We start from the raw sequence: 15,027 nt of genomic DNA, 5'->3' as shown, positions 1-15,027 counted from the left end.
GCTGCTCTGTATTATGCTACTTCCGCCAGTGACTACACATTGAAAATGCCATAAGCCCGTTCAACTTGAAAACTACAGCATGCCGCCATACTTGTTCATGGCACCCTTTGTTTTAATATCAAGTTTCAAGTATCTCATGGTAACACCCTAGAAACTTGAACCGACCGAATTTCTGGACTAGCTTACCAATTCAGAATAATTGGTTCTCCAGATGGCCTAGGGAAAAGTGAGTTCACTGGGGTCGAATATTTCTGATACCCGAATGCCCACGTCTTGCCTACACGCCCGCCAGCGAATCGAGCCATTTCTCCATATGCATTCTCGCGAAGTATATTTCGGGCCGGATTCATTAAGCGCCAGAATGGTTTTTCCATATAATTAGCCGCAATATGCGAAACGCTTACGTTTCCGCCTGAGCGACTTACCGTCATTGCACAGCCTGTAAGTTCATCAGTTGCAAAATACGGCGTAGTATTATTTAACCGCATGCTTTGAACGCTTCCGCTCTTATAAGGCAAGAACTGATAATTAGCCTGCTGCCGCGTAGGTACACCCCCTTCAAGTATTCCTCTTACACGACCACGTGCCAGCATCGTCTCTAAATTGCGTCCTGGGTTGTTCGCCATTCTCAATGCCCTGGTCGTCGCTACGGCTCCACCAATTCCAGTGATCATGCTTCCTATCCCCAACCCCAAGGATGCCCACCCTAATGCCTCAGAGGTAACAGGGTCAGACTCCTCAAGAGCATGCGAAGCAATACCCGTGGCACCGGAAGCCAATCCCAAAACAGAGGTGGTGACTCCCAAACCTACCGCCAGCGCCCCCCCACCAGTCATCGCCGCCGCCCCCGCCACCAGCGAAAGACTTGCGCCCAGGGTATAGACCGATAGCAAAATACCTACAACGCTTAAAGCAACCCCAACCCCCGCTTGCACACTGATATGCCCGCTAGGATCGATGAAATTGATCGGGTTCAGATTGCAATATTGATACCGATTGACACCACCAGCACCGAATGGACTGAAACTGTCCGGGGAATAGAACGTACGCAAGGCAGGGTTGTACAGTCGGTAGCCATTACCTAAGTGATAACAACCGGTGATCGAATCGAATAGACAACCATTAAAACCTAATTGAGGGGTCGATATAGAGAGTTCGCTACCCAACGCACCTGAAAGCTTCATACCGTATATCTCTAACTCGGTCTGTGTAATATCAGTCGTGAAACGCCGCTTGTGGGAGGCAATGTTCATCGTTTCAGCGGGATGACTGCATAGCCGTATAGTCGCATCGAGCCATAAGCAAGAGTCACCCAGACGATTGCGCAGCTATCCTCTACAAGCTCCGGAGCGGTATAGAGTCCGTCTTTTACAATGCCGCCACCCGACAACACTTCCCACTGGTAAGCTGATGAATTAGCTTCATCGTTTAGGACATTCAACTGAATCTGCGCCGATGGACCGCGTACCTCAATCGAGACCGGGATTATTTCAAGGCCCAACATCGTGCCGGATTTCAGCGTCAGGACCGTCGAGCGACCGATATCGCCTTGCTCAGCATCCCGCGCTTCAATGACGCTCACCTGAGCGGGAGCGCTCGTTGCAGGAGGCGCTGTAAATGTGGTGCTCAAGCCTGTAGATGTGGTCAATGTGCCGCCACCACTGACGATTCGCCACTCGACGCTGGCGCCTTGCGTCGCGGCGCTCAGTTCTACTCCCCCTACCACTGGATCATAAAGCTTGAACGCCGGGTTCACGGTAATGGCATGATTGACGACTACCGCCACGGCGCTGGCTTGTTTCAAACCGGTCCCCGTCCCAATGGTCGCCGTGATGATATCCTGATGCGCCGAAGCTCCTGCTACGGCGGAGGGCGCACGGTAGAGCCCATTGGCGTCAATCGATCCAGGTAATCCGTCGGTAACCGCCCGGACACTCCAGGTCACTGGCTCGCTCGTATAAACAGGGGGGTCGACACGAAACTGCTGAGTCTGCTCCGCTACTACCACCGGTTGCAGCGGGGTTATTCTAAAACTGCTCCGCTCAGAGGCCAATTGACCAAAGCAGGCCAAGTCGCCGGGAAGATTGGCGCTGGTCAGCTGTAAGGTATTTTTTTCAGGAAAAAGCAAATTAGCCAAAGTAAACAGATCTATTTGCGGCACGGTAGCACTGCAGATATGATGCGTAGAATTCTTGGTTATCTCTGTAAGCTGATTAGCTATAATAATATCCGTTTCATCATTCAAATTCATCCATCCGGTATTGCTTACCAATACCTTCTCGCGGCTTAAATCTGAATTTTGTACAAAGAAAACCATGTTCTCAGCACCAACTTCCGCATGAGAAACCCCTTCACTATCAAATGAGACATGTATATATTTCTGGTCATTCGAGTTTGCCCCCTCCTTAGGACCGAAACGCTGCGTATACACGTACCTGGTACCTGGCTGATCGGATTCGTTTGCCCATTTAACTTTCAACATCCCGTTGGTAGAGCCTATATCCAAGCCCTTGCATGGAAGAGTTACAGGCACTCGCTCCTCAATATACCTGGTATGACCAGACCAGAACTGACTTATATAACCTACATTGTCAGGCCCAAGCCACGAATATTGATGAAAAAAGGGCTCACCACTTTGGTAAGCCCCTTCCCTTACTTCAAGTTTGCATGCAAGATCATTAGTTCCGCCATTTACAACGATGAACTCGGCATCACTTAGTAGCGAAGAGTAGTAAGGCGCCAAGAGGGATGTAAAGAGCGTTCTGCTGGCAATCAGCACCGTACCAGAGTAGAGAGCCTTACCTGTTTGGTCCGTATTGTTCGGAATCAAATAACGAAAATCCGAGCCTAACGAAGGAAAAGTCCCCTCTGGCTCTCTAATACTTGCTTTTGTTTTCACGAACAACACAACCGCCCCCTCGCCATACGAGGCACTTCCCCGTAAATTTGCACCAGGTGCCGGTTGGGTCCGGATGTAAAACTTCTGAGGCGTCAAGGCGTAATCGCCAACGGCATCAAGCATGCCCAGAATATACTTCCTCTTTTTGTCGGGCGCATCTAGGTAGAGCCGCTTGAACTCGTTGCCGATTCTTTCCTGCTCTTCAGGGGTGTCCACAAAGTTAACCTTGAAATCGACGCCGGTCCCCAGGTCGAGGAAAACTTCCCCTTGGCCATTGATCGCTCCGGTACTGCCCTGCAGATCAATACCCATGGTCAATACATAGTTACAACCGGGCACGACAGTGCTCATCTTGTCGATATGCACCGGCACTCCAGTGGACCTGATCTCGGCCGTATAGGTGCCCGCCAGAAAAGGCATCGTCAGGTTGGCTCTTGAGTTCTGCAGGTCGGCAGATTCAAAAGACAACAGCGGATTGCCCAGGACCATCCCGGTTATAACGCTGGTGACACCTGTCCCTGATATGCGCTGAGTGATCGGGGGGATAATCTGCTCCGCCCCTACTTTGGATACATACTGCTGTTCCATCAGCATATTGATCTTGGCTTGATCGTAAGAAACCAGTGCGTCCCAACCCAAGGTTTTCGATTTCCCATCCATCCAGACCAGGAGCTCGTCCAGTGAGTAGCCTGTCATGTCCCATCTCCTTGCAAATAAAAAACACCTGATTCGCGCATCAATTCTGAATGGAGTTAGCGATCCGGGCGGTGAGGAACACGCTAGCATTGTGCTCAATATCACCTAGATCAAAATGCGATTACTGATCAGGTTTCAATTCCTTTTCAGATCAAATTCTTAAAAAACCATGTAAATACATACCTTTAGCCGTTCGTCTGAATGCTATGCCACAACCATGCACGACCAAAATATGTAACTATCTTCATATGCGGAATGCTCTCTGCATCGGTAGATAATGTTGAGAGAACAAATGCCTTCACTGAACAAGGAGCGGCTAGTGCGATCGCTACCGGATGCAGCCGGTGATTCCTTTGCGCACCATAAAACGTAAGCCCAAGCCTGTCTTGCCCAGACTGTGCGACAAGCACAAGTACTGAAAGCGCAACATCATCGAGCGCATGTTTGGCTGGCTGAAGGAGAACCGCCGCATCGTTACGCGCTTCGACAAGCTGGCGAAAAGTTATGCGGCGATGGTCTCGCTGGCCTGCGCCATGCGGTGTTTACAACATTACTAATGAGATGGTCACCCCCACCCCCTGCGAGGACTACCCTTTCGCAGGGTGTTTTACTTTCGGAGGCCATCATCATGAGCGAATCAGCGCTGATCGGTATCGATCTCGGCAAACACAGTTTGAATCGCCCCGGATTCTCTAGACACCTTGCAAGCTCATTGCGTAACGCTTTTCAAACTCTGCCGGTGACAGCTGATTGTTGAAACCATGACGGCGTTTTGCGTTGTAGAACATCTCGATGTAATCGAACACATCACTACGAGCATCTTGCCGCGAGGTGTAGATTTTTCGCTTGATCCGTTCCCGTTTCAGAAGCTGGAAAAAGCTCTCGGCCACAGCGTTGTCATGACAGTTGCCTCGGCGACTCATGCTGGCAACCAAATTGTTTGCCTTCAAAAAGCTGCGCCAATCGGAGCTGCTGTACTGGCTGCCTTGGTCGGAATGAACCATCACTTCTTGCTTCGGTTTACGCCTCCAAACCGCCATCAACAACGCGTCAATAGCCAAATCACTGGTCATCTGCGACTTCATTGACCAGCCAACGACCTAGCGAGAAAACAGATCCAACACCACAGCCAAATACAGCCAGCCTTCATAAGTGCGAATGTAGGTGATGTCGGTGACCCAAACTTTGTTGGGTTCTACGACATCAAACTGGCGCTTCAGCAAATTGGGTGAGGCGACCGCTGGCTTACCGCCGTACTTTCCAGGGCGGCGTCGATACCCTGTCTGAGAGCGCAGACCTTCAAGACGCATCAGCCTCGCTACACGATGGCGACCACAATCTTCACCGACCTCGCGCAGATCGTCATGGACTTTGCGATAGCCATAAACGCCGCCACTCTCCAGCCATGAATGCTTGATCAAACCCAGCAGTCGCTGGTCGTCTTTGGCGCGTACAGATTGCGGCTCGGACAGCCAGGCGTAATAACCGCTGGGATGGACTTTAAGCGTCAGACAAAGCCGCCGAATCGAATAGTCGCCCGCGCGCTGCTTGATAAAGGCGTACTTCAGCCGCACTCCTTGGCAAAGTACGCGGCGGCCTTTTTTAAGATGTCTCGCTCTTCAGTGACGCGCTTGAGTTCTGCTCGCAGACGACGCAGTTCAGCGTGCTGATCATCGTCTTGCTGTCGTTCTTCTTGAGGTTTGCTGTAGCGCTTTATCCAGGCATATAAGCTATGCGTCGACACGCCAAGACGGACCGCTACATCAGCGACAGGCAGCTTCTTTTCGGTCACTTGATTGACCGCTTGGATTTTGAATTCTTCGGGGTAACGCGGGTTGCTCATGGCACCTCCTGATTGGCCTCAGTTTAAGGCAAAGAGGTGTCTACGAAACCCGGGGCGATTCAAACGCGTGTGCGCCGTACCTACGCGGAGCGGGTCGAGGCATGGAAGGGCAAGTACCAGGGATTGGTTGATAGTCATCGCAAGACGGAACTTGATCTTCAGGTTGCGGAAGCCGAGCGCGAAGAGGCACTTTCCTTGATTATTGAACTGCAGGCCAAGAATGCCACCCTCCTTGAGCAGCTGCAGATGGCCAGGGCCTCGAAGATCATCTCTCTTCCGAGAAAGTAATGGCGAATTCACATTAATGCTGAATTGCTGATTGCCGAAAGTCGAAGCTTGAGTTGCACTACTTCGACTCAGCGTTCCTTGGGCACATGATCGACGTCAACCTGGGCAACATCTTATGCATAAGAACACCGGATCGTTAGATGTGTTTGCTCGCACGAACATCATCAATCAAATCGGCGTTCTTGTTTCTGTGTTTCCCGGGATTCCGTGAAGAACCTTTTTTTGTCTGCTGGAACGCAAAACACCGTACCCTGATACCAGCCAGTTAAGCGTGCCTATCGCTTTTCGTAGGCGTCAGACTTGCACTTTACCCGCCTACCAACCGCAACAGAACCCGGCGGCCTCGGCGATGATCTCTCCCAGGCTCAACACCTTCGCTGCCAGCGGCCTGACAGGCCACGCAGTTTCAGACGTGGATCCTGGCTGAGGGCATTACCTGACTGCGCCTTCGGTGCTGCGGGTAAATCCAGCGCATCGACCATGCCCTTCTGACGTCCGCTCTCCGATGATAGAGCCGACTCCTCCAGCACGCGCTTGGTCAGGTCCTGGCTGTCCGTGGTGCTAAACAGCACGGTCATTTCTGCATCCTTGTTGTAGAGAATCTCCTGCTCGTTTGCTTCGATCGAGATGGCGCTGACATCCAGCCCGGATTTGCCGAACACGGTCGACAGGGTGCCATTTTTGCTAAATTCCTTGGCGGTCTGCGCATTCAAGGACGTCGACAGATAACCTGCGTCCCGGCCTTTCTGGCCCTCTGCAACATCGCTGAAGGCGTCACCGTCATGGGTGCCTCGGAAGGTCTTGACGACGCTCTTGCCAGCGTCCGCCTTATCGAAGGCTGAGCTTAAACCCTTGGTAATTAGCAACTGGCCCTGATCCAACTCCTTGCCGGCCCGCAATTTTTTGTTCAAAGACTTATATTCACCATTGGTGTAGAGCCCGATGGACATCGCTTCCCCGTTGCTGAAGGCTGAGGCTTTACCATCCTTAGGCTCATCCAGGTACTGTTCGGCCTCCAACCCGAAATGTTCGATCAGTGCATCGGCCAGTTTGTCGGCAGGTGGCAAGGTCACGACTTTACCCCTCAACTCCCGACCGATCGCCTGTTGGACCTCGGGCGCAGCCTGCGGTGTGTTGTGACCCAGCAGGTTTCCGATCCACTCTCGCACCGCCGCAAACGGTTGGATGATCTGCGCCAGGATACGTAAGAGCATCTTTCCTTTACTTCTGCCATCGCTATCATTAAATGTAATCGGGTTGTTTCCGACCATGCAAAACAGATTCAGTCCATCCACGGTTCCCGCCGGATCCGGGTTCAACCAGCGTCCCAACCACGGCGCGTAATAGCGGAAACCGTAGTAATAGAGTCCGGTGCCATCACGCTCCTTACCCGAATACCGAACAAACTTGTACCGGGTCTCGGTCTCATTGCGCGCCGACCACACCGCCGTACCGCCGAAGGGGAAGTATTCTTCCCAGGTCAGGATATCGGCCCGCTGGTCCAGCTCGATCAGAGAGGAGCCGATTTGATCGTCCAGGCTGTAGCGACACTGGTCGTTTTCGATCGCAGCCGGTTTGCCCTGTTCCCAATGCAACACCCGCAGCGATTGACGGCCGGCCGCACCGGCATTGATCACCTGCAGCGCTTCGCTCACGCTCGGTTCGCCCACGTGTGGTTGCACGCGGGTCTGGCGCAGTTCCAGGCCGGGCAGGTAATACACTCGGGCCGTGTGGGTGGTGCCACTGGTTCGGGTGGTGGCGAGTTTACAACTGCGCTGGCCCTGGCCGTCGTACCAGTATTGTTCGGCGTCATCGTCGAGGCCACTGCGCACCACCTGGGTGCTGCGTTGCAACTGATTACGACTGTTCCAGGCCAGGGGTTGGCCGGCGTTTAGCTCACGTAGGTTGCCGCAGGCGTCGAAAAAGCTATCGACATCGCCGGGGGTTACCCCGAGGGTTTGCTGAACCGCGCGGTTGGAAGTGGGGGCCACTACCATCTGCTGGGTATAGGGATGCAGTCCGACATGTCGGATCGTGGTCAGGTTGCTGCCGCGGTCATAAGTATAAGTGCGGCTGTAATGGGTCAGCTCGCCGGTTTCCTGCCACAACGGCACGATGGCCGGGGGCAGGGCCTGGGCCTGCTGGGTGGCATTGGCGTTCTCGCGGCCGGAGGCCTGACGCAGCTGGTACAGTGCGTCGTAGCTGTACTGACTGGCTGCCTCGACCCGCTGGTTATGGCTGTAGCGGGTCGGTTCGGCGCCATCGCTGATGGATAGCAGGTTACCCACCGGGTCGTACTGATAGGTCAGGGCTTGCAGGAGCCGCGGGCGTCCCGTCAGTTCGGGACGGCTGGTGGTCAGGGCCGCCAGGCGTTGGGTCTGCGGTTCATACCCGTAATCGGTGACCACCCCATTACCGGCTTCCTCGTGGAGCACCTGACCGGCGGCGCTGTAGTCGATGGTACGCAGCACAGCGTGCGCCGTGGTGTGTCCGAACAGTTGCAACTCGCTGCCCGCCAACTGGCCGGCGATATTCAGGCGCTGACGCTGTTGGTTGCCCTTGGCGTCGGCGCTATGGACTTGGATGCCCAGGGCATTGAACCCCCAGTGGCTGGTGTAGATCTGCACGGTCAGGTCGTCGTTCCAGCGTGCGGGATCGTCACCCGACCAGTCGCTGTTGAGGACTTCGTCGCGCAGGAACTGCTGCTCGCTGGTCAGCAGCTGGCCGATAACGCTATAGGACGGGGTGACAGAGAGCCCGGCGGGAGAATAATGGCGTAGCAGTTGCCCCCGACAATTGGCGGCCGGGACAGGCAGTTCTTCACCATAGAACCATCTCTCGCTGACCTGTTCCGGGTCATTGGCGGCCTGTTCGTAGTAAGTCGTTGGGCGATGCAAGGAATCATAAGTACGGCGTTGTTGCTGGTCCCGACTGTTGCGTTGCCAGACCGGTCCACCTTCGCAGTCGTACACCACCAGTAGCGCGCCGGCGTCCTGGCTGTGGGTTTTGAGGGGGCGCCCGGAGAGCGAATGCTGGTAGCGGAAGTTGGGCTGCACAGAGGCGTCAAGCTGCTGTTCGGCCAATAATCGAGGGTCGATACTACTGCTCGGGTGGCCCAGTACGGAATACGTCTGCTGGGTGATCAGTTCCTCCAGCGGTCCTTCCATCTCGGTGCGGTTGTACTGCACGGTACGCACCATAAGCCCGCGGTTGTCGACCACTGCCAGGGTGGGAGTGCCCTGGCAGCGTTGGGCGGTGGGCAGGTCCGGTTGAGTTGCTGAATCGCTTGGAGGAACAGCCGAATGACGGCTCATGATGTGAGTACCTCACCCAGGGTGTCATTCTCGTCTTCAGTAATCGTGAACCAAGGATAAAAACGTATCCGGCGCAAGTAGCCAAGCGCAGTCACCACCGCACATTCTCGCCCCAACGGATCGTAATAGTACGTATCGGCATAGCTCCATTCGCGCATCGCGGCGTCATTGATGTATTGAGGCTGATCGAGGAAGTACGGTTGGTAGCGACGCACCGGCTGACCTTTATTCGAATAGTCCACGCGTCCGGATACAATCCAGCGATAGGCTGGCGTTGTATCCTCGACCAATGGCTGGCCAGTGCTATTCAGCACGAGCTGGCCATCTTGACCGGCGACGTAAGCCAAGCCAGGTTCGGTCTTTTGCTTGGTCTGTAGCTCACGACCAAAGCCATCGCTGTATGACAACCTTATCTGGATTTGCTGTTCTGGACTATCTGGGTACTGATCGGCGACCAGTACGGCGTTGCGCACGGGAGTCCGCGTTACAGACTGGAACAGTTCATATATCGAAGGCGGAATACCGTTAAGTTGCTGTGGGCCATACGCCCAGGAATGACCCCGCTGCAGTACGTGGCCTGTAGCTGTAATCACGTGCAATTGTTGAAGGGGCCGCCACTTCCATTGCACCAGATCCATCTAGCCGCTCCTTGTTTAGTGAAGGCATTTGTTTTCTCGACATTATCTACCGATGCAGAGAACATTCCGCACATGAAGGTAGTTACATATTTAGGTCATGCATATCTGTGACATAGCATTCAGACGAACGGTTAAAGGTATGTATTTATATGTTTTTTTAAGAGTTTTGATCTGGAAAGAAATTGAAGCCTGATCAATAATCGCATTTTGATCTAGACGATATTGAACGCAATGCTAGGTGTTCAGTCTCGGAGAGTCATGGTGCATCCTTAACAACTGAACAAGAGGATGCATTATGGAAGGACGTCTTCATGGTTCAGCCCGAACAACGCCGAGAATTCGAGCCGAGCTCCAAGGGTCGCAAGAGTCGAATCGTAAGCTTGCAACCCGTTACAGACTGAACGTAAAACCGTAGCCAAATGGCGCTCGCGGTCAACAACCAAGGACTCGCGAATGGGGCCTGCTCGACCGCGCAGCGAAAAGTTGACACCGACTGAAGAAGAGATGGTGGTTGAGTTCCGTCGACGGACAATGCTGCCTTTGGACGACATGCTGGGGCATCTTCATGAGTGCCTTCCCCAGTTGAGCCGCAGCGCCTTGCATCGCTGCCTAGTACGTCACGGAATCAGCCTAATCCCCAAGAACACCAACGCAGCCAAGCGCGGCAAGTTCACCTATGTCGCATTTTTCGATGCCGCAACGAAACGCAACGGCGCAACATTTTTGCGTCAGGCTATTGAAGCATTTCCGTACCGGATCCATACCGTCCTGACTGACAACGGCGTAGCGTTTACCGAGCTGCCAAGGCATCGAGGCGGCGCCACCAATCGCTTTGGGGGACACATCTTTGATCGTGTTTGCTACGAGCACAACATCAAACACTGCCTAACCAAGCCTTATCATCCTTGGACCAACGGCCAAGTCGAACGAATGAATCGAACGATAAAAGAGGCGACGGTCAAGGTGTTCCACTACCCCAATTTTGATGCTCTGAAGGCCCACGTATTGGCTTTCGTGATGGCCTACAACTTCGCTAGGTATTTAAAGGCCTTGCGATGGCGCACGCCCTTCAAGGTGATCTGTGAGGCCTGGACTCAAAATCCAGACCGTTTCACAATTAATCCGCACCATCTCATTCCGGGACCGAACGCCTAGAATTTGGAGTGATTGATGGAGTCTCTGTAAAATTAGAGTGGAGAGCTGTATAACGGCTATCGCAATCTTTCATTCAGACAGTAGCGAGAATGAAGATCCGTTTGAACGGAAACAGGGTATGTCCATCTCCCTCTGGTGAATAGTGCTGATGGACCTGGGCCAGATAATGATCGAGAAACCTTTGCCGCTCCTGCTCGTCTAGTGCCAGCAGCACCGGACGCAGTGCCGAGACTTTGACCCAGTCGAAGATCGGTGACTGGCCTTCAACAACCTGTAAGTGTTCTGTCTCCCAGATATCCAAGTCCTTGGTCAGTGGAGCCAACAAACGATAGTAACAGTCCAGTGACAGCACTGGGCGTTCGGCCATGAATCGGCGCAGCTCCGGTGTACCCAGCGGGCCGCCATCTGGACCGGCCTGTTCCAGAGTGTTGAGCATCAGCTGATACCAGAGTGCATCACGCCAGTTTGGCATATGCGCCGCCAGGCACCCCCCGGGCTTGAGCTGTCTCAGCAAGCGTGGTAGCAACACTTCATGACCGTTGATGAAGTGCAGAACTGCAGCTGCGAACAACAGATCTGCTGGTTGATCAGCCTGCCAATGTTGCAGATCGCACTTGTGCCAAAGCGCCTTGATTGGCAGGTAACTAGCCTCGTTGAGCATTTCCGTCGAGCTGTCCACTCCTGTCAGATCAGCCTGTGGCCAGCGCTTGGCCAATAACTGAGTTGCAATTCCGGTGCCGCAACCCAGGTCATAGATACGTTTTGGATGCTGCAGGCCGATATGGTCCAGCAGCTCTACCACTGGGCGTTCTCTCAGACGGGCAAATTTCAGATAAGCTTGGGGATCCCATTGGGTGCAAGCAATCCCTACCGTTGACGGCTGAGGCTTGATGATCATGAGCTAATCCTTAAGTCAAAGTTGTCTTCCAATGACATTTAGCGTTCTGAGTATCAGTGCCACTCCGCGACGGGTGTCTGTTTCGCGGAGCAGCGACAGTAACCCATAGAGGCTGGGGGGAACCGCCTGCGCAGTGGTTTCGGCCTTGGCCATACGCAACGCATTGCCAAGGCTCCAGGAAACAGCAGTGGCATCCTCGAACAACCCGGCAAGCTTTTCCACCAAGGCAGGATCTAGCAGATCGACAAGGTCGGAAACCAAAGCGAGGGCATCGATGATATTATCCATGCGACCGCCGTCCAACAGCGGTTGCAGCTTACTCAGCAGCGTTTCGAGTCCAACATTGTGATCAGGTAATAAAGCGTTGACGCTGGTACTGATTACCGGTGACTCATTGGGGGCATCCATGAGTTTTCACTCCTCCTTGTACAGGATCAAAGCATTCCGCGAGCCACGGCCCAATACAGGCCGCGGTTGAATCCATTACGCAGCAGACCACCGAGTTTGCTCGGCGGAGTCGGTAGAACATCGTGGGCGTAGTCGTACCACAGTGGCATCCCGGCATTTAGCCCCATCTGCGCTACCGCCTGGACGCGTCCGTCATACATTGTGTTGGGTGCCCCTAGGCGGATTTCAGCAGCGATGTTATTGGCGATCACTGGTGCCTGATTGTGGCAGGCACCTCCAGCCTTACTGATAGGCAGGTCCACCGCGTCGCCAATTACATAGACACCCTCGAGTCCATAGACCTGTAGCGTTTCATGATTGGTCGGCAACCAGCCTTCGTGATTCTCGGCTTGTGATGCACCACTCTCGAGAACCACATCCGCCGCACGAATTGGTGGAGTCGCCATCAGAATATCGAAGGGCTGCTCCTCACCTTCTTCGGAGTAGGCGATGCGCCGGTCTGGGTCAACCCTGCTCAAGGTGAAACTGCGCTGAAAGCGGATGTTTTTCTGCTCGAAAAGGTTTGGAAGTATCTCGCCGGTCGGTCGCTGTAAGAACAGACAGTTGCGCAAGAGCTGGGCAGTGGTGGGATAGGTGTAAATGATTTCAACCTTATCCCGTACACCACGACGACGCAGAAAGTCGTCAAGCATCAAGGTCGTTTCCACCGGGGCGATACCGCATTGATGTGGAACGTTAGGCGTCTTGGGAAAGGATACGGTGATAAATATCCGACCCTTTTCAATGGTGCTCAAACGCTGCGCTAACTGCCGCGCCGCCTGGTATTGATAAAAGTGGTCGCCAGCCTCTTTGAGGCCATCGATGCGCTCGGGAGCTGGAACGCAACCTGTGGCGATGACTAGGAAATCATAACCATGACGTTTGCCGCTACGGGTCTGCACGCGCTGTCCAGAGAAGTCGAAACGAGTGACTTCGTCGACCTGAAAGTCAATTTCCGGGCGCAACAATGAACGTTCCGGGCGCTTCAACTCTTCTTGAAAGAACTGATCGAAGGCCACGTACATGAACGCAGGTTTATAAAAATGATCAGGTGAATTCGATAGTAAGGTAATACGTACCTCACCGCGCAGGATCTCAGGGTAGAGTTTGTTGACCAACTGGTTGGCAAGCATCGTGCCGCCAACACCGCCACCCACAATAATAATCTGCTTGCTCACTCTTCTCACCCTCCTTGGCCTAAGTTTAATCTACTTAATGGAACCTAGCCTAGATTGGAAAGGAGCTAGGAATAATAGGCGATAAAAGCAGTGTCATTGATTGCCATCAGGTGCTCATTATCTTGGTAACATTGTTCAGCCCATTCATTGCAGTACAGGCATCGCGCCTCCTTGACGAGCGCAACGAGATTCGGGGACGCAAGCTCAGCATCTTCAAAACACTGATGGCAACTCGCTCCTATGGCATCTCTTGGGCTCATGTCGAGGCACTTAATCGAATCGACCTTGAGTTCATGAAGGATCACAAGAAGGAAAAGGCTGTAGTTGAAGCGTGGAAGGCTGGACTTGCCCCTACAAAACCGGACACCAACTCCCCGTTAAATTGATGCTGGCGCCAAGCGCCTGAACTCCCTCGGTGAACGGTAATTCAAGGCGCTGTGCGGATGCTGCTCGTTGTAATGCTCGAAGGCAATTGCCAAGTTACGCAACGCCGTTTCTCGATCCGGCTTGGGCATGTGCGCCACGTAGTCACGCTTGATCGTCTTCACGAAGCTCTCGGCCATGCCGTTGCTCTGCGGGCTGCGCACCGGGGTGGTCACCGGCTGCAAGCCGATCTGTCGAGCAAACAGGCGTGTCTGTTCGGCGGTGTACGCCGAGCCGTTGTCGCTTAGCCATTGCACCGGCGTGACGGGCAGTTGATCACCAAAGCGCTTCTCCACGCTTTCCAGCATCAAGTCGCGGATATCATCGCCGCTGTACCCGGTCGGGCTCGCGACCCAGCCGATGGCCTCGCGATCACAGCAGTCCAGGGCGAAGGTCACGCTCAGTTTGGCCCCGTCCTCGCAGCGGAACTCAAAGCCGTCCGAGCACCAACGCGTATCGCTGGTTTTCACCGCAATACGGCCTTCGTGCCGACGCGGCACGCCGGGCTGTTTGAGTCGACGTTCCAACAGCAAGTTGTGATCACGCATGACCCGGTAAACTCGTTTCACGTTGATCGCCGGCAGCGACTGGGTTTCACGGGCGCGACGCAGCAATCCCCAGACACGACGGTAGCCATAGCTGGGAAGCTCGCTGACCTGTTGCTGGATTTCGACCACCAGCGCAGCATCGTCCACAGGCCTACTTCGCCGTACTTTGGGCGATACCGATTGCTTGATTCGAACCGTTAATTGCGAGCGCGCCACACCGAGACATTCGCTGACCAGCTTCACTGGTCGTCCCCCGGCAACAAGGGTGAGTGCGCAATCCATTTTCGCGACCGGGCGATCTCCACGGCCTCTTTGAGGATTTCGGCTTCCATCGTTTTCTTGCCCAGCATCCGTTGCAGTTCACGGATCTGCTTGAGCGCATCGCTCAGCTCGGAGGCAGGCACCACGGCTTCGCCAGCACTGACCGCCGACAGGCTGCCGTCCTGATACAGCTTGCGCCACAAGAACAGCTGATTGGCATTGATGCCGTTGCGCCGAGCGACGACCGACACACTTTGTCCTGGCTCAAGGCTCTCGCGAACCATGGCCAGCTTTTGCTCTGGGCTCCAGCGGCGCCGCCGCTCCTGGCCCAAAAGCTCCCCACTCTTATCGTTGCTGTTAGTCATAAACATAACCGTTTGCCTATCCCTTATCGTAAGGGGGAAACAGTGTCCTGTCTTTCATGGGGCTCGTTCAGCCA

The 15,027-nt window shown here is 54.0% G+C and carries 10 protein-coding genes and 3 pseudogenes; 4 read left to right on the top strand and 9 right to left on the bottom strand.

Features of this window, described 5'->3' with window-relative positions; genetic code table 11:
• Window positions 1-182 precede the first annotated feature (182 nt).
• Both H0I86_RS13355 and H0I86_RS13350 read right to left on the bottom strand, forming a co-directional pair.
• A complete protein-coding gene (locus tag H0I86_RS13355; RefSeq protein ID WP_180925377.1) occupies window positions 183-1,253 on the bottom strand; it encodes an RHS repeat-associated core domain-containing protein in 1,071 nt (356 codons plus the stop codon).
• The gene (locus tag H0I86_RS13350; protein WP_180925376.1) at window positions 1,250-3,595 is read right to left on the bottom strand and encodes an Ig-like domain-containing protein; all 2,346 of its coding nucleotides are present in this window, start codon (window positions 3,593-3,595) and stop codon (window positions 1,250-1,252) included. Before H0I86_RS13350 ends, H0I86_RS13355 begins: the two co-directional genes overlap by 4 nt.
• A 320-nt stretch (window positions 3,596-3,915) precedes the next feature.
• On the opposite strand from H0I86_RS13350, the pseudogene H0I86_RS13345 reads away from it, so the two are divergent.
• Window positions 3,916-4,152 (top strand): annotated as a pseudogene (locus H0I86_RS13345) (transposase); the annotation flags it as partial.
• A 135-nt stretch (window positions 4,153-4,287) separates the two neighbouring features.
• Here H0I86_RS13345 and H0I86_RS13340 read toward each other — a convergent pair.
• A pseudogene (locus H0I86_RS13340) lies at window positions 4,288-5,438 on the bottom strand (IS3 family transposase).
• Window positions 5,439-5,474: 36 nt separating this feature from the next.
• On the opposite strand from H0I86_RS13340, the gene H0I86_RS13335 reads away from it, so the two are divergent.
• On the top strand, window positions 5,475-5,726 hold the full coding sequence (locus H0I86_RS13335) for a hypothetical protein (RefSeq protein WP_180925375.1): 252 nt from the start codon (window positions 5,475-5,477) through the stop codon (window positions 5,724-5,726).
• 365 nt (window positions 5,727-6,091) lie between these two features.
• On the opposite strand, the gene H0I86_RS13330 is transcribed toward H0I86_RS13335, so the two are convergent.
• Together H0I86_RS13330 and H0I86_RS13325 are read right to left on the bottom strand one after the other, a co-directional pair.
• Window positions 6,092-9,040 carry an ADP-ribosyltransferase gene (locus H0I86_RS13330; protein WP_180925374.1) on the bottom strand — a complete coding sequence of 983 codons (2,949 nt, stop codon included), beginning with the start codon at window positions 9,038-9,040 and terminating at the stop codon, window positions 6,092-6,094.
• Complete coding sequence (locus H0I86_RS13325) at window positions 9,037-9,678, bottom strand: hypothetical protein (protein ID WP_180925373.1); 642 nt, start codon at window positions 9,676-9,678, stop codon at window positions 9,037-9,039. Before H0I86_RS13325 ends, H0I86_RS13330 begins: the two co-directional genes overlap by 4 nt.
• Window positions 9,679-9,973: 295 nt before the next feature.
• On the opposite strand from H0I86_RS13325, the pseudogene H0I86_RS13320 reads away from it, so the two are divergent.
• Window positions 9,974-10,833: pseudogene (locus tag H0I86_RS13320) on the top strand (integrase core domain-containing protein).
• A 73-nt stretch (window positions 10,834-10,906) separates the two neighbouring features.
• Here the strand turns inward: H0I86_RS13320 and H0I86_RS13315 are convergent.
• From H0I86_RS13315 to H0I86_RS13305, 3 genes are read right to left on the bottom strand one after another with little or no spacing between them, the layout of a single operon-like run.
• Window positions 10,907-11,731, bottom strand: a complete 825-nt coding sequence (locus tag H0I86_RS13315; RefSeq protein WP_180925372.1) for a methyltransferase domain-containing protein — start codon at window positions 11,729-11,731, stop codon at window positions 10,907-10,909.
• Between the two features lie 15 nt (window positions 11,732-11,746).
• The gene (locus H0I86_RS13310) at window positions 11,747-12,139 is read right to left on the bottom strand and encodes a helical membrane plugin domain-containing protein (protein WP_180925371.1); all 393 of its coding nucleotides are present in this window, start codon (window positions 12,137-12,139) and stop codon (window positions 11,747-11,749) included.
• A 26-nt stretch (window positions 12,140-12,165) separates the two neighbouring features.
• Window positions 12,166-13,311 (bottom strand): NAD(P)/FAD-dependent oxidoreductase, encoded by a 1,146-nt coding sequence (locus H0I86_RS13305; protein WP_373369428.1) that lies wholly within the window; start codon window positions 13,309-13,311, stop codon window positions 12,166-12,168.
• A 155-nt stretch (window positions 13,312-13,466) separates the two neighbouring features.
• Here H0I86_RS13305 and H0I86_RS13300 point away from each other — a divergent pair, with 155 nt between their 5' ends.
• Window positions 13,467-13,742 carry a DUF6680 family protein gene (locus tag H0I86_RS13300; protein WP_180925369.1) on the top strand — a complete coding sequence of 92 codons (276 nt, stop codon included), beginning with the start codon at window positions 13,467-13,469 and terminating at the stop codon, window positions 13,740-13,742.
• On the opposite strand, the gene H0I86_RS13295 is transcribed toward H0I86_RS13300, so the two are convergent.
• Window positions 13,734-14,953 (bottom strand): IS3 family transposase gene (locus tag H0I86_RS13295; protein ID WP_373369362.1). Its coding sequence is split into 2 segments (ribosomal slippage): window positions 13,734-14,608 and window positions 14,608-14,953, totalling 1,221 coding nucleotides; the frame shifts between segments, so codons are not numbered across the junction. The genes H0I86_RS13300 and H0I86_RS13295 overlap by 9 nt on opposite strands.
• Between the last annotated feature and the right edge of the window lie 74 nt (window positions 14,954-15,027).

This window comes from Pseudomonas chlororaphis subsp. aurantiaca (assembly GCF_013466605.1).
Lineage (GTDB): Bacteria > Pseudomonadota > Gammaproteobacteria > Pseudomonadales > Pseudomonadaceae > Aquipseudomonas > Aquipseudomonas chlororaphis_I.
Note: the sequence above shows the minus strand (reverse complement) of the source record. Positions and strands in the feature narration are given on the sequence as shown.

Bases quoted from the DNA above. Each gene is read 5' to 3' on its own strand.
- H0I86_RS13355 (WP_180925377.1), bottom strand. From the start codon at position 1,253: ATGAACATTGCCTCCCACAAGCGGCGTTTCACGACTGATATTACACAG.
- H0I86_RS13350 (WP_180925376.1), bottom strand. From the start codon at position 3,595: ATGACAGGCTACTCACTGGACGAGCTCCTGGTCTGGATGGATGGGAAA.
- H0I86_RS13330 (WP_180925374.1), bottom strand. From the start codon at position 9,040: ATGAGCCGTCATTCGGCTGTTCCTCCAAGCGATTCAGCAACTCAACCG.
- H0I86_RS13325 (WP_180925373.1), bottom strand. From the start codon at position 9,678: ATGGATCTGGTGCAATGGAAGTGGCGGCCCCTTCAACAATTGCACGTG.
- H0I86_RS13315 (WP_180925372.1), bottom strand. From the start codon at position 11,731: ATGATCATCAAGCCTCAGCCGTCAACGGTAGGGATTGCTTGCACCCAA.
- H0I86_RS13310 (WP_180925371.1), bottom strand. From the start codon at position 12,139: ATGGATGCCCCCAATGAGTCACCGGTAATCAGTACCAGCGTCAACGCT.
- H0I86_RS13305 (WP_373369428.1), bottom strand. From the start codon at position 13,311: ATGCTTGCCAACCAGTTGGTCAACAAACTCTACCCTGAGATCCTGCGC.